General features: G+C 69.7%; 15 protein-coding genes. 9 read left to right on the top strand and 6 right to left on the bottom strand.

The genetic code is table 11. The features are described 5' to 3' along the window. Positions 1 to 7 precede the first annotated feature (7 nt). The 3 genes from glpK to BLT82_RS21300 form a co-directional block, all read right to left on the bottom strand. Positions 8 to 1,534 carry a glycerol kinase GlpK gene (glpK, locus tag BLT82_RS21310; RefSeq protein ID WP_093657217.1) on the bottom strand — a complete coding sequence of 509 codons (1,527 nt, stop codon included), beginning with the start codon at positions 1,532 to 1,534 and terminating at the stop codon, positions 8 to 10. Positions 1,535 to 1,571: 37 nt separating this feature from the next. Further along, positions 1,572 to 2,357, bottom strand: coding sequence for an MIP/aquaporin family protein (locus BLT82_RS21305; RefSeq protein ID WP_093657215.1), 786 nt, complete (start codon positions 2,355 to 2,357; stop codon positions 1,572 to 1,574). A gap of 541 nt (positions 2,358 to 2,898) precedes the next feature. Next, positions 2,899 to 3,666, bottom strand: coding sequence for an IclR family transcriptional regulator (locus BLT82_RS21300; protein ID WP_093657392.1), 768 nt, complete (start codon positions 3,664 to 3,666; stop codon positions 2,899 to 2,901). Between the two features lie 240 nt (positions 3,667 to 3,906). Between BLT82_RS21300 and metH the strand changes: the two genes are divergently transcribed. The 4 genes from metH to BLT82_RS21280 all read left to right on the top strand — a co-directional run bounded on the left by metH (position 3,907) and on the right by BLT82_RS21280 (position 11,983). Next, entirely contained in the window at positions 3,907 to 7,458 is a 3,552-nt protein-coding gene (gene metH, locus BLT82_RS21295) for a methionine synthase (protein ID WP_208867999.1), read from the top strand. Positions 7,459 to 7,562: 104 nt separating this feature from the next. Continuing rightward, positions 7,563 to 8,264 carry an HAD family hydrolase gene (locus BLT82_RS21290; protein ID WP_093657213.1) on the top strand — a complete coding sequence of 234 codons (702 nt, stop codon included), beginning with the start codon at positions 7,563 to 7,565 and terminating at the stop codon, positions 8,262 to 8,264. A gap of 471 nt (positions 8,265 to 8,735) precedes the next feature. After that, complete coding sequence (locus BLT82_RS21285) at positions 8,736 to 10,337, top strand: ABC transporter substrate-binding protein (RefSeq protein ID WP_093657211.1); 1,602 nt, start codon at positions 8,736 to 8,738, stop codon at positions 10,335 to 10,337. A 59-nt stretch (positions 10,338 to 10,396) separates the two neighbouring features. Continuing rightward, positions 10,397 to 11,983: an ABC transporter substrate-binding protein gene (locus tag BLT82_RS21280; protein WP_093657209.1), complete on the top strand. Its 1,587-nt coding sequence runs from the start codon at positions 10,397 to 10,399 to the stop codon at positions 11,981 to 11,983. A 240-nt stretch (positions 11,984 to 12,223) separates the two neighbouring features. Here the strand turns inward: BLT82_RS21280 and BLT82_RS21275 are convergent, their stop codons facing one another. Then, entirely contained in the window at positions 12,224 to 12,895 is a 672-nt protein-coding gene (locus tag BLT82_RS21275; RefSeq protein WP_093657207.1) for a response regulator, read from the bottom strand. Positions 12,896 to 12,998: 103 nt separating this feature from the next. Next, a complete protein-coding gene (locus tag BLT82_RS21270; protein WP_404204775.1) occupies positions 12,999 to 14,015 on the bottom strand; it encodes a RecB family exonuclease in 1,017 nt (338 codons plus the stop codon). Positions 14,016 to 14,122: 107 nt separating this feature from the next. On the opposite strand from BLT82_RS21270, the gene BLT82_RS21260 reads away from it, so the two are divergent. The 3 genes from BLT82_RS21260 (at position 14,123) to BLT82_RS21250 (ending at position 17,144) form a co-directional block, all read left to right on the top strand. Then, positions 14,123 to 15,370: a site-2 protease family protein gene (locus tag BLT82_RS21260; RefSeq protein WP_093657203.1), complete on the top strand. Its 1,248-nt coding sequence runs from the start codon at positions 14,123 to 14,125 to the stop codon at positions 15,368 to 15,370. A 44-nt stretch (positions 15,371 to 15,414) separates the two neighbouring features. Further along, positions 15,415 to 16,302 carry a tRNA (adenine-N1)-methyltransferase gene (locus BLT82_RS21255; protein WP_093657201.1) on the top strand — a complete coding sequence of 296 codons (888 nt, stop codon included), beginning with the start codon at positions 15,415 to 15,417 and terminating at the stop codon, positions 16,300 to 16,302. 254 nt (positions 16,303 to 16,556) lie between these two features. Next, complete coding sequence (locus BLT82_RS21250) at positions 16,557 to 17,144, top strand: hypothetical protein (protein WP_093657199.1); 588 nt, start codon at positions 16,557 to 16,559, stop codon at positions 17,142 to 17,144. Between the two features lie 30 nt (positions 17,145 to 17,174). Here the strand turns inward: BLT82_RS21250 and BLT82_RS21245 are convergent, their stop codons facing one another. Further along, entirely contained in the window at positions 17,175 to 17,453 is a 279-nt protein-coding gene (locus BLT82_RS21245; protein WP_093657197.1) for a ferredoxin, read from the bottom strand. A gap of 257 nt (positions 17,454 to 17,710) precedes the next feature. Here BLT82_RS21245 and arc point away from each other — a divergent pair, with 257 nt between their 5' ends. After that, the gene (gene arc / locus BLT82_RS21240) at positions 17,711 to 19,477 is read left to right on the top strand and encodes a proteasome ATPase (RefSeq protein ID WP_093657195.1); all 1,767 of its coding nucleotides are present in this window, start codon (positions 17,711 to 17,713) and stop codon (positions 19,475 to 19,477) included. A gap of 270 nt (positions 19,478 to 19,747) precedes the next feature. After that, complete coding sequence (gene dop / locus BLT82_RS21235; RefSeq protein WP_093657193.1) at positions 19,748 to 21,259, top strand: depupylase/deamidase Dop; 1,512 nt, start codon at positions 19,748 to 19,750, stop codon at positions 21,257 to 21,259. The last annotated feature ends 49 nt before the right edge of the window (positions 21,260 to 21,308 follow it).

Here is a 21,308-nt window from a genome sequence, read left to right as displayed (position 1 = left end):
CTCCTCGTCAGCTCTCGTCGTGCTCGAGCCAGCCCATGGTCCGCTCGACGGCCTTGAGCCAGTACTTGTACTCGTGATCACGCTTGGCAGGGTCCATGTGGGGGGTCCACTCGGCGGCCCGGCGCCAGTTGGCGCGGAGCGCGTCGGTGTCGGGCCAGAAGCCGACGGCCAGACCGGCGGCGTAGGCGGCGCCGAGGCAGGTGGTCTCGGCCACCATCGGGCGCACCACGGGCACGTCCAGGAAGTCCGAGAGGGTCTGCATCAGCAGGTTGTTGGAGGTCATTCCGCCGTCGACCTTCAGGGAGGTCAGCTCGACACCGGAGTCCTTGGTCATGGCGTCCGTGATCTCGCGCGTCTGCCAGGCCGTGGCCTCGAGCACGGCGCGCGCGATGTGCGCCTTGGTGACGTACCGGGTGAGGCCGGCGATCACACCGCGGGCGTCCGAGCGCCAGTACGGGGCGAACAGACCGGAGAACGCCGGGACGACGTAGGCCCCGCCGTTGTCCTCGACGGACGCGGCGAGCGTCTCGATCTCGGGCGCGGTGTTGATGAGGCCCATCTGGTCGCGCATCCACTGCACGAGGGCGCCGGTGACGGCGATGGAGCCCTCGAGCGAGTACACGGGCGCCTCGTCGCCGATCTTGTACCCGACGGTGGTGACCAGGCCCGAGTAGGAGTTGATGATCTTGCTGCCGGTGTTCATCAGCAGGAACGTCCCGGTGCCGTAGGTGGACTTCGCCTCACCCTCGGAGAAGCACGTCTGGCCGAAGAGCGCGGCCTGCTGGTCGCCGAGCGCCGAGGCGACCGGGACGCCCGCCAGGACGCCCTCCTTGACCTCCCCGTACACCTCGGCGGAGGAGCGGATCTCCGGGAGGACCTCCATCGGCACCTCCATGGACTGGGCGATCTTCTCGTCCCACTCCATGGTGTGGAGGTTCATCAGCATGGTGCGCGAGGCGTTGGTGACGTCGGTGACGTGCTTGCCGCCGTTGACGCCGCCGGTCAGGTTCCAGATGACCCAGGAGTCCATGGTCCCGAAGAGGATGTCGCCCCGCTCGGCCCGCTCGCGCAGGCCGTCGATGTTGTCGAGCATCCAGCGGACCTTCGGGCCGGAGAAGTAGCTCGCCAGCGGCAGACCGGTCTCACGGCGGAAGCGGTCCTGGCCGACGTTGCGCCCCAGTTCCCGGCAGAGCGCGTCGGTGCGGGTGTCCTGCCAGACGATGGCGTTGTGGACGGGTTCGCCGGTGTTCTTGTCCCAGAGAAGCGTGGTCTCGCGCTGGTTGGTGATGCCGATGGCCTTGACGTCGGCGGCGGTGATGCCGCCCTTCTCGATGGCCCCGGCGACGACTTCCTGGACGTTGTTCCAGATCTCGTTCGCGTTGTGCTCGACCCAGCCCGGCTTCGGGAAGATCTGCTCGTGCTCCTTCTGGTCGACGGAGACGATCCGTCCGTCCTTGTCGAAGACGATGCAGCGGGACGAGGTGGTGCCCTGGTCGATGGCCGCGATGAACGGGCCGGCGTGTGCGTCGGTCACGGTGTGCTCCTGAAGGTTCTAGGGGAGGGCGTACGACTCAGGCGAACGCGATGTTGTAGATACCCGCGGCGATGGCCGCGCCGATCAGCGGTCCCACGACGGGCACCCAGGCGTATCCCCAGTCGGAGCCGCCCTTGTTCCGCATCGGGAGCAGGGCGTGCACGATGCGCGGGCCGAGGTCACGGGCCGGGTTGATGGCGTAACCCGTCGGACCGCCGAGGGAGAAGCCGATGCTGACGACCACGAGGGCGACGATCAGACCGCCGAGGACGCCGAGGCCCTTTCCGCTGTCGTTCAGGCCCATGGTGAGTACGGCCAGAACCAGCACGAGCGTGCCGATGATCTCGGTGGTCAGGTTCTGCCAAACGTTCCGGATCTCCGGGCCGGTCGAGAAGATGCCGAGCACGGGGCCGGCGTTCGGGGCGGACCGCTCGTCGACCAGTCCCTCATCGAGGGGCGGCGGGACGACCTCGGGGTCCGCCAGGTGAGCCTTGAACTGGCCGTAGTAGGTGAGCCAGGCCAGGAACGCACCGACCATGGCGCCGATGAGCTCGCCCGCCATCTGCACGGGAACGTTGCTCCAGTCGCCGCTGGTGATCGCGATACCCAGCGTGACCGCCGGGTTCAGGTGCGCACCGGACAGGGGGCCCGCGATGTAGACGGCGGTCATGACCGCGAAGCCCCACCCGAAGGCGATGGCGACCCAGCCGGCGCCCTGTGCCTTGGAGCGCTTCAGTACGACGGCGGCGACCACGCCGGCGCCGAGCAGGATGAGAACGGCGGTACCAATGATCTCGCCGATGAAGATGTCGGAGCTGGACACCCGCGACTCCTTTGTCCTTCGTCCAGGGGAAGGCGAACCAACGGGTCCCTCCGTGGTTCGCGCCCTCGGGGTGAGAGCGATACCGGCCCTTGGCGTTGCCACACTCTAGCGCGTATTGCCGGTAGGTGTTCGACAATGCCGACCGATGCACGGCAGTTTTGTCCTCTGGTTAACACGGCGTCAAGGGTTGTGTGGCCGAAAACCGTTTCGTTATCGATGGTGCGCCCGGACGGGCGAAATCGCCCGCTGTGAGGGATCTCGGCCGGTCGGGAACGGGGCGCAGCTCCGGCTGAGCGGGCGGACGGGGGTGGAGGGGACATCGCGCCGGCCGCCATCCGGACAGCCTGCCGGACGGCGGCCGCGTCGGCGCCCGCGGGCGCGGACGGGTGCGGACGGGCGCGGCGCGGCGGGGACGGGGGGTGCCTGGCTGCCGGACGGCGGAAGGCGGCGGCGGGGCTCGTGGAGGTGTCGCCTGCCGAACGGCGGCGGCCGGCCGCCGTGGCGACGGGGCGCTCGGCCGTGCGCCATTCGAGCCGGCGGGTCAGAAGCGGCCGGCGCCCAGATCCCGGGAGACCGCGCGGGCGCAGTCCCGCACCGCGGCGATCAACTCGGCCCGCAGCTCCTTGCCGTCGTCGCACACCCGTTCCACCGCGCCGGTGATGGCGATCGCGCCGACGGGCATCCGCCGCCGGTCGTGGATGGGCGCGGCCACCGCCGCGACACCCTCCCAGGTCTCCTCCACGTCGGCGGCCCAGCCTCGCGCCCGGGTCAGGTCGAGCTCGGCCTCGAAGGCCCGCAGGGCGGTCACGGTGCGGGGCGTGAACGCCTCCCGGTCGATCTCCAGGACCTCGCTGTGCGCGACGGGGTCGTACGCGGACAGCACCTTGCCGAGTGCCGTGGAGTGCAGCGGCTGCATCGCGCCCACCTCCAGCACCTGCCGGCTGTCGTCCGGGCGGAAGACGTGGTGGACGATCAGCACGCCCTGCTGGTGCAGCACGCCCAGGTGGACGCTCTCCCCGCTGGAGCGGGCCAGGTCGTCCGTCCAGACCAGCGCCCGGGCCCTCAGCTCGTGGACGTCCAGGTAGCTGTTGCCGAGCCGCAGCAGCTCCGCACCGAGCTGGTAGCGCCCCGACGTCGGGTCCTGCTCGACGAACCCCTCCGCCTGGAGGGTGCGCAGGATGCCGTGGGCGGTGCCTTTGGCCAGCTCGAGGGAGGAGGCGATGTCCGACAGGCCCAGACGGCGCTCGCCACCCGCGAGCAGGCGCAGCATCGCCGCGGCCCGTTCCAGTGACTGGATGTTCTTCGCCATCATCCCGGCCCTTCTACCCAACGTCGTTCGACAATGCTGAACACTATCGGCCGATGCCGAATCCGTGTTACTGCCGGAACAGTGTGGCAACACCATGCTCACCGGTCATCACCAGGGACACACGGAGTCCAACTCCTGGACCGCTCCGCCGCGCCGGGCCCGGCACGGCTAGGCTGGCCGGGTGCGCCTTCCAAGAGAAGCCGCAAAGCCGACAGCCGTCGCACTCCAGGGAGCACCTTCATGGCCTCGTTGCCGACCCCTTCCGCCGACAGCCCGACTTCCGCAGGCAGCGGTACGCCCCACGACAGCCGGACCCGAGCCGACGCCCTGCGCCGTGCGCTGGCGACCCGCGTGGTCGTCGCCGACGGTGCGATGGGGACGATGCTCCAGGCGCAGGACCCCAGTCTGGACGACTTCCAGGATCTTGAGGGTTGCAACGAGATTCTGAACGTGACCCGCCCGGACATCGTCCGTTCGGTCCACTCCGCCTACTTCGAGGTGGGCGTGGACTGTGTCGAGACGAACACGTTCGGAGCGAACTTCGCCGCTCTCGCCGAGTACGACATTCCCGAGCGGGTGTTCGAGCTGTCCGAGGCGGGTGCGCGGATCGCCCGTGAGGTGGCGGACGAGTTCACCGCGTCCACCGGGCAGCAGCGCTGGGTGCTGGGGTCGATGGGCCCGGGGACGAAGCTGCCGACACTGGGCCACGCCCCGTACACCACCCTGCGCGATGCCTACCAGCAGAACGCGGAGGGCATGATCGCGGGCGGCGCGGACGCGCTGCTCGTGGAGACGACGCAGGACCTGCTGCAGACGAAGGCGGCGATCCTGGGTGCCCGGCGGGCCATGGACGTGGCCGGTCTCACCGTGCCGCTGATCTGCTCGGTGACGGTCGAGACCACGGGCACGATGCTGCTGGGCTCGGAGATCGGCGCGGCGCTGACGGCCCTGGAGCCGCTCGGCATCGACATGATCGGCCTGAACTGCGCCACCGGCCCGGCCGAGATGAGCGAGCACCTGCGCTACCTCGCCCGCCACTCGCGCATCCCGCTCTCCTGCATGCCGAACGCGGGCCTGCCGGTCCTGGGCAAGGACGGCGCGCACTACCCGCTCACCGCGCCGGAGCTGGCGGACGCGCAGGAGACGTTCGTCCGCGAGTACGGGCTCTCCCTCGTCGGCGGCTGCTGCGGGACGACTCCGGAACACCTGCGGCAGGTCGTGGAGCGGGTGCGCGATCTGGCGCCGGCCGTGCGGGACCCCCGCCCCGAGCCTGGCGCCGCGTCGCTCTACCAGACCGTGCCGTTCCGCCAGGACACCTCGTACCTGGCGATCGGGGAGCGGACGAACGCGAACGGGTCCAAGAAGTTCCGCGAGGCCATGCTGGACGGCCGCTGGGACGACTGCGTGGAGATGGCCCGCGACCAGATCCGCGAGGGCGCGCACATGCTGGACCTGTGCGTGGACTACGTCGGCCGGGACGGTGTGGCGGACATGGAGGAGCTGGCCGGGCGGTTCGCGACGGCTTCGACCCTGCCGATCGTGCTGGACTCCACCGAGGTGGGGGTGATCCGTGCAGGTCTGGAGAAGCTCGGCGGCCGCGCGGTGATCAACTCGGTGAACTACGAGGACGGTGACGGGCCCGAGTCGCGGTTCGCGCAGGTGACCCGGCTGGCCCGGGAACACGGTGCCGCACTGATCGCCCTGACGATCGACGAGGAGGGCCAGGCCCGCACGGCGGAGAAGAAGGTGGAGATCGCCGAGCGCCTGATCACGGATCTCACCGGCAACTGGGGCATCCGTGAGTCGGACATCCTCATCGACACCCTCACCTTCACCATCTGCACGGGGCAGGAGGAGTCCCGGGGGGACGGCATCGCCACCATCGAGGCGATCCGCGAGCTGAAGCGCCGCCATCCGGAGGTGCAGACCACGCTCGGTCTGTCGAACATCTCCTTCGGCCTGAACCCGGCCGCGCGGATCCTGCTGAACTCGGTCTTCCTCGACGAGTGCGTGAAGGCGGGCCTTGACTCGGCGATCGTGCACGCGTCGAAGATCCTCCCCATCGCCAGGTTCGACGAGGAGCAGGTCAACACCGCGCTGGACCTGATCCACGACCGGCGTTCCGAGGGCTACGACCCGCTGCAGAAGCTGATGGCCCTGTTCGAGGGGGCGACGGCGAAGTCGCTGAAGGCGGGCAAGGCCGAGGAACTGGCCGCACTGCCGCTGGAGGAGCGCCTCAAGCGCCGCATCATCGACGGCGAGCGCAACGGGCTGGAGGCGGACCTGGACGAGGCGCTGAGTGAACGCCCGGCGCTGGACATCGTCAACGAGACCCTGCTGGACGGCATGAAGGTCGTCGGTGAGCTGTTCGGGTCCGGGCAGATGCAGCTGCCGTTCGTGCTGCAGTCGGCCGAGGTGATGAAGACGGCGGTGGCCTATCTGGAACCGCACATGGAGAAGTCGGACGCGGAGGGCAAGGGCACCATCGTGCTGGCCACCGTCCGCGGCGACGTCCACGACATCGGCAAGAACCTGGTGGACATCATCCTGTCCAACAACGGCTACAACGTGGTCAACCTCGGGATCAAGCAGCCCGTCTCGGCGATCCTGGAAGCCGCCGAGGAGCACCGGGCCGATGTGATCGGCATGTCCGGGCTGCTGGTGAAGTCCACGGTGATCATGAAGGAGAACCTGGAGGAGCTCAACCAGCGCAAGCTGGCGGCCGACTACCCCGTCATCCTCGGCGGCGCCGCCCTCACCCGCGCCTACGTCGAACAGGACCTCCACGAGATCTACGAGGGCGAAGTCCGCTACGCCCGCGACGCCTTCGAGGGCCTCCGCCTGATGGACGCCCTCATCGCGGTCAAGCGCGGCGTCCCCGGTGCCGCGCTCCCCGAGCTGAAGCAGCGCCGGGTGCGGAGCACCGCCGCCGTGGTCGTCGAGGAGCGGCCGGAGGAGCAGGGTGCCGTACGCTCCGACGTCGCCACCGACAACCGGGTGCCGGAGCCCCCGTTCTGGGGCACGCGCGTGGTCAAGGGCATCCAGCTCAAGGAGTACGCCTCCTGGCTGGACGAGGGCGCGCTCTTCAAGGGCCAGTGGGGCCTCAAGCAGGCCCGTACCGGCGACGGACCGTCCTACGAGGAGCTGGCGGAGACCGAGGGGCGTCCCCGGCTGCGGGGCTGGCTCGACCAGCTGCACACGCAGAACCTGCTGGAGGCGGCCGTGGTCTACGGCTACTTCCCCTGCGTCTCCAAGGGCGACGACCTGATCCTGCTGGGCGAGGACGGTTCGGAGCGCACCCGCTTCACGTTCCCCCGCCAGCGCCGCGGCCGCCGGCTGTGCCTCGCGGACTTCTTCCGCCCGGAGGAGTCCGGAGAGACCGATGTCGTCGGCCTCCAGGTCGTCACCGTCGGGTCCAGGATCGGCGAGGCCACCGCCGAACTCTTCGCGTCCGACTCCTACCGCGACTACCTCGAACTCCACGGCCTGTCCGTCCAGCTCGCCGAGGCCCTGGCCGAGTACTGGCACGCCCGCGTGCGCGCCGAACTGGGCTTCGCCGGCGAGGACCCGGCGGAGATCGAGGACATGTTCGCCCTGAAGTACCGCGGTGCCCGGTTCTCCCTCGGCTACGGCGCCTGCCCCGACCTCGAGGACCGCGCCAAGATCGCCGAACTGCTGGAGCCCGAGCGGATCGGCGTCGAGCTCTCGGAGGAGTTCCAGCTCCACCCCGAGCAGTCCACCGACGCCATCGTCATCCATCACCCGGAGGCGAAGTACTTCAACGCGCGGTGACGGATCGCGCGCTTCGGTCGCGCGAGTCGTACACTGGTCGGTCCCATACAGGCCGGTCGCCCGATTTGGCGGCCGGCCTGCGCGTCCCCGATGGAGGTGTCCGGATGACCAGCACGGTCCCCGCGTCCCTGGCCCGCACGGCAGGCGGCTCTGCCCTGCAGGCCGTCTTCCTCGACATGGACGGCACCCTCGTGGACACCGAGGGCTTCTGGTGGGACGCCGAGCGTGAGGTCTTCGCCGACCTCGGCCACGAGCTGGACGAGGCCTGGCGTGACGTGGTGGTCGGCGGCCCCATGACGCGGAGCGCGGGTTACCTCATCGAGGCGACCGGTGCCGACATCACCCTCGCCGAGCTGACCGTGCTCCTCAACGAGCGCTTCGAGACCCGTATCGCCCGCGGTGTGCCGCTGATGCCCGGGGCCGAGCGCCTGCTGACCGAGCTCGCCGCGCACAGCGTGCCCACGGCCCTGGTCTCGGCCTCCCACCGCCGCATCATCGACCGCGTGCTCGCCTCCTTGGGCCGCGACCGCTTCGCGCTGAGCGTGGCGGGGGACGAGGTGCCCCGCACCAAGCCCCACCCCGACCCGTATCTGCACGCGGCCCGCGGGCTGGGCGCCGACCCCACCCGCTGCGCCGTCATCGAGGACACGGCCACGGGCGTGGCCTCCGCCGAGGCGGCGGGCTGCCGGGTCGTGGCGGTTCCCTCCGTGGCACCGATCGCGCCCGCCGACGGGCGGATCGTGGTGGGTTCGCTCGAGGAAGTGGACCTGTCTTTTCTGCGCACATTGATTACGCGGATGAACTGAATCATTCACCGAGCGTGCAGAGGAATATCCACGGGAACCAAGGGCAGCGAACCGTGTATTTTCCGTGACCATCCATCCTGCGTGACGTTCATCACGCAGGATGCTGCATAAATAGCGCGACCATGGCAGGCCTGGTCCGATCTGCGGCGATTCGGGTATGCCCATGTGTCCGGATTGATGGGTCGGTGTACGAATCATTCCGGCGCGTGAATATCGACTCTTCGCCATGCCTGCTCATCGGGACGTAGTCCCCAACTCGGGCCCGGTCCAGCATTCCTGGCGCAGCCACTAATCTCATCGCGAGAGCTTCGCCGCACCACCGACGTGTCATGGGGACCACCCTCGTCACCGTGTCCGCAGGACCGATCGCCCCCGCATCCCGGCCCGATCGCACCGCCCCGAACGGGCGGCCGCGGCGGAGTGTCCCGCAACCGCTGTATCCCAGTGAGGGATCGAGGGAGAAAGTCCAGGATGAACCGCAAGACACTGGTGCTGCCGGCCCTGGTGGGCCTGCTCGCCCCCGTACTCGCCGCCTGTGGCACGACGCCCGGGGCGCCGGACGGAGGCAACGCCATTGTCGTCGGGACCACGGACCGGTTCATCGCGGACAGCGGCACCCCCGCACCCTTCGACCCCGCCTTCGCCTACGACACCGGCGCCTGGAACGTCCTGCGGCAGACCGTGCAGACGTTGATGCACGTGCCGCGCGGCGGCGGCCGGCCGGTCCCCGAGGCGGCGTCCAGCTGCGCCTTCACAGACAGCAGGAGCGAGAGCTACCGCTGCACCCTCCGGGACGGACTCACCTTCGCCGGGGGCAAGCCCGTCACCGCGGACGACGTCAAGTTCTCCATCGAGCGCGTGCTGGACATCAAGTCCGACAACGGCACGGCCGCGCTGCTCTCCACCATCGACACCGTCGAGGTCAGGAGCGAGAAGGAGATCGTCTTCCAGCTGACCGCGCCGGACGCGACGTTCCCGTACAAGCTCTCCACGCCGGTGGCCGGCATCCTCAGCCGGGACGCCTACGACGGGAAGAAGCTGCGCGAGGGCTTCCAGGTCGACGGCTCGGGCCCGTACACGATGGCGGCCGAGACCGACGGCGACAGGCTCGTCCGAGCCGTGTTCACCAGGAACCCTCGCTACAAGGGCGACCTGAAGGTCCGCAACGACCAGGTCGAACTCCGCTCCTTCGCCGACGCCCCGGCCATGGGGGAGGCCCTGGAGTCCGGCGAGATCGACATGATGGCCCGCGCCATGTCCCCGGACCAGATCAAGGATCTGCAGGAGAACCCGAAGGACGGCGTCGAGCTGAGCGAGGTCCCCGGACTGGAGATCCGCTACCTCGGCTTCAACACCGAGGACCCGTCCGTCGAGGACCGGGCGGTCCGCCAGGCCATGGCCTCCGTCGTCGACCGCGGCAAGATCGCGGCAAATGTCTACGGCGCCACCGCCGAGCCGCTCTACTCGCTGATCCCCACGAGCATCACCGGCCACACCAACTCGTTCTTCGACCGGTACGGCGAGCCCGACCGCCGCAAGGCGGCCCGCATCCTGGCCGAGGCCGGCGTCACCACCCCGGTGAAGCTGACCCTCCACTACACCACCGACCACTACGGCTCCGGCACGGCCGAGGAGTTCGCGGCGCTGCGCGGCCAGCTCAACGCCACCGGCCTCTTCGACGTGAAGGTCGAGGGCACCGAGTGGTCCGAGTACCGACCCGCTCAGAAGCGCGGCGACTACGCCGTCTACGGCCTGGGCTGGTTCCCCGACTTCCCGGATCCGGACAACTACATCGCTCCGTTCCTGGACGAGGACAACTTCCTCAACACCCCCTACGTGAGCACCGCCGCGCGCAATCAGCTCATCCCGGAGTCCCGCCGCAAGGCCGACCGCAGTGCCGCCGCCCTCCCGTTCGCCAAGCTCCAGGACATCGTCGCCACCGATGTTCCGGTGCTGCCGCTGTGGCAGGGCAAGCAGTACGTCGCCGCCCGGTCGGACATCAACGGAGTCGAATGGACGCTCAACGCCTCCTCCGACCTCCAGTTGTGGGAACTCGAGCGCGGCACCGCCTGACCCTTCATGACCCGGTCGCGAAGGGCGCGGCCGGAAACGAGAGCAAGAGGCAAGGTTCTGTGAAGGCACGATTCAAGCGCACGACGGCGCCGCTGGCCGCGGGGCTGTCCGCCGTACTGCTGGCGGGCTGCGGCTCGGAGCAGGGCGAAGGATCCGACGGCGAGGGCGTCCGCGTCGCCGTCGGCATCTCCGACGAGGTCCTCGCCACGGACCCCGCCGACGGTTACGACCCCGGCTCCTGGCTGCTGTTCAACAACGTCTTCCAGTCCCTGATGAGCTTCCCCAAGGGCGGCTCCACCCCGCAGCCGGAGGCCGCCGAGAAGTGCGGCTTCGAGAGCGGCAGCACGGTCTACCGCTGCACGCTGCGCGAGGGCCTCAAGTTCAGCAACGGCAACGACCTGACCTCGAAGGACGTGAAGTTCTCCTTCGAACGCGCGCTGAAGATCGCCAGCGACTCCGGTCCCGGCCCGCTGCTCTCGACCATCGACAGCATCGAGACGCCCGACGAGCGCACGGTCGTCTTCAAGCTGAAGGTGCCGGACGCCACCTTCCCGAGCAAGATCGCCTCCGGTGCGGGCTCCATCGTGGACCACCGCGAGTACGAGGCCGGCTCGCTGCGCACGGACGGCAAGGCGGTCGGCTCCGGCCCGTACAAGCTCGACTCCTTCAGCGAGAAGGAGGCCGTCTTCTCGGTCAACCCCGAGTACAAGGGCAACGCCGAGGTGCGGAACACCGGTGTCACCCTGACGTTCTTCCGCGGCGACCAGAAGGGCCTCGGCACGGCCCTCAAGGAGGGCGACGTCGACGTCGCCTACCGAGGCCTCACCGCCCAGGACATCGACGGGCTCCAGGCCTCCGTGGAGGCCGGCAAGCAGGGCATCGCGGTCGTCGAGGGCAACAGCGCCGAGGTCCAGCACCTGGTCTTCAACATGAACGACCCGATCACCGGCAAGCTCGCCGTGCGCCAGGCCTTCGCCTACCTCGTCGACCGGGACGCCCTGGTCCGCGACGTCTACAAGGGCACCGCCGAGCCGCTGCACTCGATCGTCCCGGCCGGCATCGCCGGTCACAACACCGCCTTCTTCGACCGCTACGGCGGCCACCCCCAGCCCGACAAGGCCCGCAAGGTCCTGCGCGAGGCGGGCATCGACGAGAAGGTGAAGCTCACCCTCTGGTCCACGCCCAGCCGTTACGGCCCGGCCACCGACCTGGAGATGGCCGCCATCGCGCAGCAGCTCAACAAGAGCGGTCTGTTCGACGCGGACGTCAAGTCGGTCGAGTTCGACCAGTACGAGAAGGGCATCCAGGCGGGCAAGTACGGCGTCTACGTCAAGGGCTGGGTCCCCGACTACCCGGACGCCGACAACTTCACCCAGCCGTTCTTCGGCGACGGCAACGTCCTCGGCAACGGCTACGAGAACAAGCAGATCACCGGCAAGATCATCCCGGAGACCGCGGCCGTGGCGGACCGCTCCTCCACCGGCGACAAGTTCGCCAAGCTCCAGGACATCGTCGCCGACGAGCTGCCGATCCTCCCGCTGTGGCAGGGCAAGCAGTACGCCGTCTACAACGGCAACATCACGGGCCTGGAGTGGACGCTCGACGCCTCCACGGTCTTCCGTTTCTGGGAGATCAAGAAGGGCTGACGCCCGTCGGCCGGGCCGGGCCGCACAGCCCCGGCCCGGCCAGCACGGAGAGGACCCCGGAGACCAGCGGCCTCCGGGGTCCTCTCCGTCTGCTCGGCAGCTGCCGGCGCGCCTCCGGTGTGCTGCGCCGTGGTCACAGCCGCTCACGGCGGACCACCGGGCCACGAGCCCCGCCGGCCTCTCCGCGGCCGGCCCGTACCGCCATGGTGCTCCGCGGCCGGCGCAGCCGTCCGCCCGCCGCTACTGCGCTCCCGGTCGCACCAGTCCGCTCTCGTAGGCGTAGACCGCCGCCTGCACCCGGTCGCGCAGGCCGAGCTTCGTCAGGACATGGCCCACGTGCGTCTTCACCGTCGTCTCGCTGACGAACAGGTCCGCCGCGATCTCCGCGTTCGACAGTCCGCGGGCCACCAGCTTGAGGACCTCGACCTCGCGCTCGGTCAGGGTGTGGAGCGTGTTCGGCGCAGGCTCCTCGCCGGACGGCAGATGGCCCGCGTACTTGTCCAGCAACCGGCGCGTGATGCTCGGCGCGAGCATCGCCTCGCCCGCCGCGACCACCCGGATCGCCTGCACCAGCTCGTTCGCCGGGGCGTCCTTCAGCAGGAAGCCGCTCGCGCCGGCCCGCAGCGCCTCCACGACGTACTCGTCGAGGTCGAACGTGGTCAGCACCAGCACCTTGGCCGGTCCGTCCCGCTCCGGGCCGGTGATCTGGCGGGTCGCCTCGACACCGTCCATCCGCGGCATCCGGATGTCCATCAGCACCACATCGGGCTGCAGCGCCCGCACCTGGTCCAGGGCCTGAAGGCCGTCCCCGGCCTCACCGACCACGGCGATGTCCTGCTCGGCCTCCAGGATCATCCGGAAGCCCGTGCGCAGCAGCGGTTGGTCGTCGACGAGTAGGACGCGGATAGCCACGGAATCTCCTCAGGAATACGGGACCGGCCCCATTCTGCCCTGCCCGCCGGCGACGGACGCGGCCGGGCGACCCCGCCCCCAGGGGCACCCGGCGCCCCGTGCGTCACCCCGCGGGGACCACGGGCAGTGGATACACCGGCGGCGTCCCGCCGAATTCCGGGCACACCGCCTGGTGGTCGCACCAGCCGCAGAGCTTCGTCGGCCGCGGGCGCCAGTCGCCCGACTCCGTGGCGCGCATGATCGCGTCCCACAGAGCCAGCAGCCTGCGCTCCACCCGCTCCAGGTCCGCCGCCACCGGGTCGTAGGTGAGCACCTCCCCGCTGCCCAGGTACACCAGCTGGAGCCGCCGCGGCACCACGCCCTTCAGCCGCCAGATCACGAGGGCGTAGAACTTCATCTGGAACAGGGCGCCCTCGCTGTACTCGGGGCGGGGAGCCTTGCCCGTCTTGTAGTCGACGATGCGGACCTCGCCGGTCGGAGCCACGTCCACCCGGTCGATCACCCCGCGCAGCCGCAGCCCCGACTCCAGCTCCGTCTCCACGAACAGCTCGCGCTCGGCCGGCTCCAGCCGCGTCGGGTCCTCCAGCGAGAACCACCGCTCGACCAGCGCCTCCGCCTCGGACATCCATCGCGCCAGCCGCTCGCCGCCCTCGTCCTGCGCGAACAGCTCGCCCAGCTCCGGCCGCGACTCCAGCAGCCGCTCCCACTGACCGGGAACGAGCGACTTGGCACGCGGCGGAGTGCGCTCGGCGGCCGGTGCGTCGAAGAGGCGCTCCAGCACGGCGTGCACCAGCGTGCCGCGGGTGGCCGCCTCGCTCGGCTTCTCCGGCAGCCTGTCGATCACCCGGAAGCGGTACAGCAGCGGGCACTGCATGAAATCGCTGGCACGCGAGGGCGACAGCGACATCGGCGGCCGGCCCGCCGGAGCGGAGGAAGGATCCTCCGGCGGGGCCGGATGCCCGTCCGCGGAGCCGGGTGCATCGACCGGAACGGGCTGGGGCGGGACCCCGGCGGCCGTCGGCGGCACCCCCGCGGCGGGCGGGTGCGCCTCAGCGGCAGGCGCCGGCACCTCCACGGTGCGTGGCGGGCCTTCCGGGACGGGCGGCTGACTCGTACTCATGACTCAGACCCTACGGCCCGCCACCGACAGCGAGCGGCATACCATCGACGTCAGACCCTCTCGCACTGCATGATCGAGCGAGCGACGCCTCGCGACGAAGGGAACCCGTGAAGAAGGACGAGGAGAGCGGCGAGCGTACGCGCGCGCAGTCCGGCACGGGGAAGGCGGACCCCGGCGGAGGCAAGCGGGACCGCTCCGCGGAGCCCGGCGGCGGCATCCTCATGGGCCGCCCGTTCGGTGTGCCCGTGTACGTCGCCCCCAGCTGGTTCCTGGTCGCGGCCCTCATCACCTGGGTGTTCGGCGGACAACTGGACAGGGTCCTGCCCGAACTCGGCGGCGCCCGCTATCTCGTCTCGCTGTTCTTCGCGGTCGCCTTCTACGCGTCCGTGCTGGTCCACGAACTGGCCCACACCGTCGTCGCGCTGCGTTACAAGCTGCCCGTGCGGCGGATCCAGCTCCAGTTCTTCGGCGGCGTCTCGGAGATCGAGAAGGAGTCGGAGACCCCCGGACGGGAGTTCGTCCTCGCCTTCGTCGGCCCGCTGCTCTCGCTCGTCCTCGCCGGCGTCTTCTACGCCGGCATGCAGGCCGTCGAGCCCGGCACCGTCCCCGGCGTGCTGCTGGCCGGTCTGATGATCTCCAATCTCATCGTGGCGGCCTTCAACCTGCTCCCCGGACTCCCGCTCGACGGCGGCCGGATGCTGCGCGCGGTCGTCTGGAAGATCACCGGCAAGCCGATGAGCGGCACCATCGCCGCCGCCTGGGTGGGCCGTGCCCTCGCCGTCGCCGTACTGGTCGGCCTGCCGCTGCTCACCCACACCGGCGTCCTCGGCAACCCCACCGAGGACATCGGCGGCATGGAGACCGTCACGGACGCCCTGCTCGCCGCCATCCTCGCCGCGATCATCTGGACCGGCGCCGGCAACAGCCTGCGCATGGCCCGCCTGCGGGAGCACCTGCCGGAACTGCGTGCCCGGGCCCTCACCCGGCGGGCCGTCCCCGTCGGCTCGGACACCCCGCTCTCCGAGGCGCTGCGGCGTGCCAACGAGGCCGGTGCCCGCGCGCTCGTCGTGGTCGACGGGCACGGCGAGCCGACGGCCCTCGTCCGGGAGACGGCGATCGTCGGTGTCCCCGAGCACCGCCGTCCCTGGGTTGCCGTCGGCGGCCTGGCACAGGACCTCACCGACGGCATGAAGGTCCCCGCCGAACTCGCCGGTGAGGCGCTCCTGGACCGGCTGCGCGCGAATCCGGCCACCGAGTACCTGGTGGTCGAGGAGACCGGCGAGATCTACGGAGTGCTCTCCACGGCGGACGTCGAGCGGGCCTTCGTCGCCGCGATGGCCCGCCCCGGCTCCTGAACCGCGTGGCACTGGCGGGTTCCGGCACCCCATACACTGGTCACATGTCCGAACCGACCGGTGCCGCCCGCCGTCGCGGGCCCTTCAAGGTCGGGGACCAGGTCCAGCTCACCGATCCCAAGGGACGCCACTACACGTTCACGCTCGAGGCCGGGAAGAACTTCCACACCCACAAGGGTTCCTTCCCGCACGACGAGCTGATCGGCGCCCCCGAGGGCAGTGTTGTCCGTACCACGGGAAACGTCGCCTACCTCGCGCTGCGCCCCCTGCTCCCCGACTACGTCCTGTCCATGCCCCGCGGCGCTGCCGTGGTCTACCCCAAGGACGCGGGGCAGATCCTGGCCTTCGCCGACATCTTCTCCGGGGCCCGCGTCGTGGAGGCGGGTGTCGGCTCCGGATCGCTGAGCGCCTTCCTGCTGCGTGCGATCGGCGACGAGGGCATGCTGCACTCGTACGAGCGCCGTGAGGACTTCGCGGAGATCGCCAAGGGCAACGTCGAGCGCTACTTCGGCGGACCGCACCCGGCCTGGACGCTCACCGTCGGGGACCTCCAGGACAACCTGTCGGACGCCGACGTCGACCGCGTCATCCTGGACATGCTCGCGCCCTGGGAGTGCCTGGACGCCGTCTCCAAGGCGCTGGTCCCCGGCGGCATCCTGTGCTGCTACGTGGCGACCACCACGCAGCTCGCGCGGACCGTCGAGTCCATCCGCGAGATCGGCTGCTACGCCGAGCCGCAGCCGTGGGAGTCCATGATCCGCAACTGGCACGTCGAGGGCCTGGCCGTGCGTCCGGACCATCGGATGATCGGCCACACCGGATTCCTCGTCACCGCCCGCCGGCTGGCGGACGGTGTGGAGCCTCCGATGCGCCGCCGCAGGCCCGCCAAGGGCGCCTACGGCGAGGACTACGAGGGCCCGAACAAGGGCTGAGTACCCGTCAGCAATCCGCCCCGCACCCGGCCCGGGTGCGGGGCGGACGCGCTTTTCACAACGCGCGGGCCCCGCCGTCGGGTTCCGGCCACCGCCGGGGAACTCCACCGAGGGCTCGTTGCGTTGGGTCGCGCCGAGCGGTTTGCGGCGGTTTTTCGCCACAGCGGTTTCGTACCCCGCTGTTCCCGCGCCCTGTGACGTGTGGCACGATGCGGGCACCCCCACCGGAACCGCTGTTCACAGGAGACGCCTCGGTGCAGACCTCCGCCGTCCCGGACCTCGCGCACACCCACGCCCGCCCCGCGCACTGGCTGGCCACCGCGACGGCGATGTCCGCGGTCGTCGCCCTGGCGGGGCTGCTGCAGCCGGACCACGCCGGAGCGGGGGAGTCCGGCGGCCGGGAGGCCGCCACCGCCGCGGCCGCCGCCCCCGCACCGGCCCCCGACGCGACCGGCGTCGAGCTGCCCCTGGAGTGCGGCGGAGCGCCCACCGTGGTGGTGAAGCAGGCCACGGGAGACCTGGACGGCGACGGCGGCCCGGAAACGGTCGTGGCGGCGCGTTGTGAGGCAGGCTCCGGCACCCCGCCCAGCGGGATCTACGTGCTGGCCAGGTCCCGGGCTGGCGAGCCGCGCGTCGTGGCCACCCTCCTGGAGCCCGCGCGACGGCAGAGCGCCGGCGAGCTCGCCGTCCGTGACGGAGTCGTCACGGCCGTGCTCCTCGGCTATTCGTCCCCGGACGTTCCGCGCTGCTGCCCGGACGAGCGGGAGGCGGTCAAGTGGCAGTGGAGCGGGGGGAAGTTCGTCGAGTCCCGTGGGGACGGGGACGACACCGGCAGTGTGTGAGAGGTCACGCTCGGTCCGCGACGGGGCGGGCTACTCGGCGTCGGGTCCGTACACCTCGACCCGGTCGGAGACGCGACGTACGTGGATGCAGTCGCCCGGGCACTCCTTGGCCGAGTCGATGACGTCGGTCAGCAGTGGCAGCGGTACGGGCGTTGTGGCGCCCGGGTCCTGCAACAGCTCGTCGTCGGCGCTCTTCACATAGGCCAGACCGTCGATGTCCAGCTCGAAGACCTCGGGGGCGTACTGGGCGCAGATGCCGTCGCCGGTGCACAGCTCCTGGTCGATCCAGACTTCGAGAGCCTCGTTCATGTCGCCTGCCGTTCCTGCGCGGTGTGCATCAAGCCGTGTTGTATCAATACGGGCCAGCCCTGACGGGTGTTGACCGTTCCGACCATACAACCGCCCGCTTTCCGATGTTGATGGGTGGGTATTCCCCTGGCGTGAGGGGCAGCGCAAGGGTGAAGATCGGACACACCCCTTCCGTCTTTGTGATCTAGGGGTTTCAATCACCACCCACCCAGGTAGGGTCAGGAAGCGTCCAGCTCCCCTTGGAGGAGGTGAGGACCGTGGCAGCCCACGACGACGACAACAACCGCGGCTTCCGGCCGGGGCGGGGGTCTGAAGACCCCGCCGGCCAGGTCGCCTATCTCGAGCAGGAAATCGCCGTCCTGCGCCGCAAGCTCGCCGACTCTCCGCGTCATACGAGGATTCTCGAGGAGCGGATCGTCGAGCTGCAGACGAACCTGGCCGGCGTGTCCGCGCAGAACGAACGACTGGCGAACACGCTCCGTGAGGCCCGAGACCAGATCGTGGCCCTCAAGGAGGAGGTCGACCGGCTCGCGCAGCCGCCGGCCGGCTTCGGTGTCTTCCTGCAGGCCAACGAGGACGGCACCGCCGACATCTTCACCGGGGGCCGCAAGCTCCGGGTGAACGTCAGCCCCGGCGTCGAGCCCGAAGAGCTCCGGCGCGGCCAGGAGGTCATGCTCAACGAGGCGCTCAACGTGGTCGAGGCCATGGAGTTCGAGCGCACCGGGGACATCGTCACCCTCAAGGAGATCCTCGAGGACGGCGAGCGGGCCCTGGTGATCGGCCACACCGACGAGGAGCGGGTGGTACGGCTCGCCGAGCCGCTGCTGGACGTCACCATCCGCCCCGGCGACGCCCTGCTGCTCGAGCCCAGGTCCGGGTACGTGTACGAGGTCGTGCCCAAGAGCGAGGTCGAGGAGCTGGTCCTCGAAGAGGTCCCGGACGTCGACTACGACAAGATCGGCGGCCTCGGCGGTCAGATCGAGATGATCCGGGACGCGGTCGAGCTCCCGTACCTGCACCCCGACCTCTTCAAGGAGCACGAACTGCGGCCGCCGAAGGGCATCCTGCTCTACGGTCCGCCCGGATGCGGCAAGACGCTGATCGCGAAGGCCGTCGCCAACTCCCTTGCGAAGAAGGTCGCCGAGGTGACCGGCCAGCCCGCGGGGAAGAGCTACTTCCTCAACATCAAGGGCCCCGAGCTCCTCAACAAGTACGTCGGCGAGACCGAGCGGCACATCCGCCTGGTCTTCCAGCGTGCGCGTGAGAAGGCGAGCGAGGGCACACCCGTGATCGTCTTCTTCGACGAGATGGAGTCCCTCTTCCGCACCCGCGGCTCCGGTGTCAGCTCGGACGTCGAGAACACGATCGTTCCCCAGCTGCTCGCCGAGATCGACGGTGTGGAGGGCCTGGAGAACGTGATCGTGATCGGCGCCTCCAACCGGGAGGACATGATCGACCCCGCGATCCTGCGGCCGGGCCGGCTCGACGTCAAGATCAAGATCGAGCGTCCGGACGCGGAGGCCGCGAAGGACATCTTCGCGAAGTACCTCACGCCTTCGCTGCCGCTGCACTCGGACGACCTCTCCGAGCACACCGGCTCGAAGGAGGCGGCCGTCCAGGGCATGATCCAGTCGGTCGTGGAGCAGATGTACGCCGAATCCGAGGAGAACCGCTTCCTCGAGGTCACGTACGCCAACGGCGACAAGGAAGTCCTGTACTTCAAGGACTTCAATTCCGGCGCCATGATCCAGAACATTGTGGACCGGGCGAAGAAGATGGCCATCAAGGCCTTCCTCGACCACAACCAGAAGGGTCTCCGCGTCGCGCACCTGCTCCAGGCCTGCGTCGACGAATTCAAGGAGAACGAGGACCTGCCGAACACCACGAACCCGGACGACTGGGCCCGGATCTCCGGAAAGAAGGGCGAGCGGATCGTCTTCATCCGCACCCTCGTCACCGGAAAGCAGGGCGCGGACACCGGACGCTCCATCGACACGGTGGCGAACACCGGTCAGTACCTGTAGATCGCAGCCCGGCTGCGGATGTCCTGGGGCTCCCCTTGGAAATCGGGGGAGGGCATCCGCAGCCGGCTGCTTTCCGAGGGGTTCCGGACGGGTAATCGCACCACACAGAGCAATGACCGAAATGATCTCCCCACCAGCGCAGAGGCGTTCTAGGCTCGTCCGTACCGCCGCGTCGCGCCGTGCGGGGACGGGCACCGCACACGCAACGGAGAACGAGCGGTACTTGAGCGCCGCTCCCGGACGGGAGCGCCGCCGGGCAAGGAGGGCCGCATGACCGTACGGCGAGTAATGGGCATCGAGACGGAGTACGGGATCTCCGTCCCCGGCCACCCGAACGCCAATGCCATGCTCACCTCGTCCCAGATCGTCAACGCCTACGCGGCGGCGATGCACCGGGCGCGCCGCGCCCGCTGGGACTTCGAGGAGGAGAATCCCCTGCGGGACGCCCGGGGCTTCGACCTGGCCCGCGAGGCCGCCGACTCCAGCCAGCTCACCGACGAGGACATCGGCCTGGCCAACGTGATCCTCACCAACGGCGCCCGGCTGTACGTGGACCACGCCCACCCCGAGTACAGCGCCCCCGAGGTGACCAACCCGCGCGACGCCGTGCTCTGGGACAAGGCGGGCGAGCGGATCATGGCGGAGGCCGCCGAGCGGGCCGCCCAGCTGCCCGGCGCCCAGCCCATCCACCTGTACAAGAACAACACCGACAACAAGGGCGCGTCCTACGGCACGCACGAGAACTACCTGATGAAGCGGGAGACCCCCTTCTCGGACATCGTGCGGCACCTGACGCCGTTCTTCGTCTCCCGGCAGGTCGTGACCGGTGCCGGCCGCGTCGGAATCGGACAGGACGGCCACGAGCACGGCTTCCAGATCAGCCAGAGGGCCGACTACTTCGAGGTGGAGGTGGGCCTGGAGACCACCCTGAAGCGGCCCATCATCAACACCCGGGACGAGCCGCACGCCGACGCGGAGAAGTACCGCCGGCTCCATGTGATCATCGGCGACGCGAACCTGTCGGAGATCTCGACCTACCTCAAGCTCGGTACGACCGCGCTGGTGCTGTCGATGATCGAGGACGGCTTCATCAACGTCGACCTGGCCGTCGACCAGCCCGTGCGCACCCTGCACCAGGTCTCCCACGACCCGACCCTGCGCCGGCTGGTCACTCTGCGCAGCGGCCGGACGCTCACCGCCGTCCAGTTGCAGATGGAGTACTTCGAGCTGGCCCGCAAGTACGTCGAGGACCGCTTCGGCGTCGACGCGGACGAGCAGACCAAGGACGTCCTGGTGCGCTGGGAGGACACCCTCAACCGGCTCGAGAACGATCCGATGAGCCTGTCCGGCGAGCTCGACTGGATCGCCAAGCGGGAGATCCTGGAGGGCTACCGCAGGCGCGACAACCTGGGCTGGGACGCCGCCCGGCTCCACCTCGTGGACCTGCAGTACGCGGACGTGCGCCCCGAGAAGGGGCTGTACAACCGCCTGGTGGCCCGCGGCAAGATGAAGCGGCTCCTGGACGAGTCCGACGTCGAGCGGGCCGAGAGCAAGCCTCCCGAGGACACCAGGGCGTATTTCCGCGGCCGCTGCCTGGAGCAGTACGCGGACGACGTCGCGGCCGCCTCCTGGGACTCGGTGATCTTCGATCTCCCGGGCCGGGACTCCCTGCAGCGCGTTCCGACGCTGGAACCGTTGCGTGGTACACGTAACCATGTCAAGGAGCTCCTTGACCGGTGCAGGACGGCGGAGGACCTGGTCCGCGTCCTCTCCGGGGGCTGAAACGACCCGCGTCCGGGAATCATGAAGGTGGGCCCCGGACGTTGAGGAA

The sequence above is a fragment of the Streptomyces wuyuanensis genome (genome assembly GCF_900103455.1).
GTDB lineage: Bacteria > Actinomycetota > Actinomycetes > Streptomycetales > Streptomycetaceae > Streptomyces > Streptomyces wuyuanensis.
This window is presented reverse-complemented; position numbering and strand designations above follow the sequence as displayed.

Coding starts and splice junctions, on each gene's coding strand:
- BLT82_RS21300 (WP_093657392.1), bottom strand. CDS start 3,666: ATGGCGAAGAACATCCAGTCACTGGAACGGGCCGCGGCGATGCTGCGC.
- metH (WP_208867999.1), top strand. CDS start 3,907: ATGGCCTCGTTGCCGACCCCTTCCGCCGACAGCCCGACTTCCGCAGGC.
- BLT82_RS21290 (WP_093657213.1), top strand. CDS start 7,563: ATGACCAGCACGGTCCCCGCGTCCCTGGCCCGCACGGCAGGCGGCTCT.
- BLT82_RS21285 (WP_093657211.1), top strand. CDS start 8,736: ATGAACCGCAAGACACTGGTGCTGCCGGCCCTGGTGGGCCTGCTCGCC.
- BLT82_RS21270 (WP_404204775.1), bottom strand. CDS start 14,015: ATGAGTACGAGTCAGCCGCCCGTCCCGGAAGGCCCGCCACGCACCGTG.
- BLT82_RS21255 (WP_093657201.1), top strand. CDS start 15,415: ATGTCCGAACCGACCGGTGCCGCCCGCCGTCGCGGGCCCTTCAAGGTC.
- BLT82_RS21245 (WP_093657197.1), bottom strand. CDS start 17,453: ATGAACGAGGCTCTCGAAGTCTGGATCGACCAGGAGCTGTGCACCGGC.
- dop (WP_093657193.1), top strand. CDS start 19,748: ATGACCGTACGGCGAGTAATGGGCATCGAGACGGAGTACGGGATCTCC.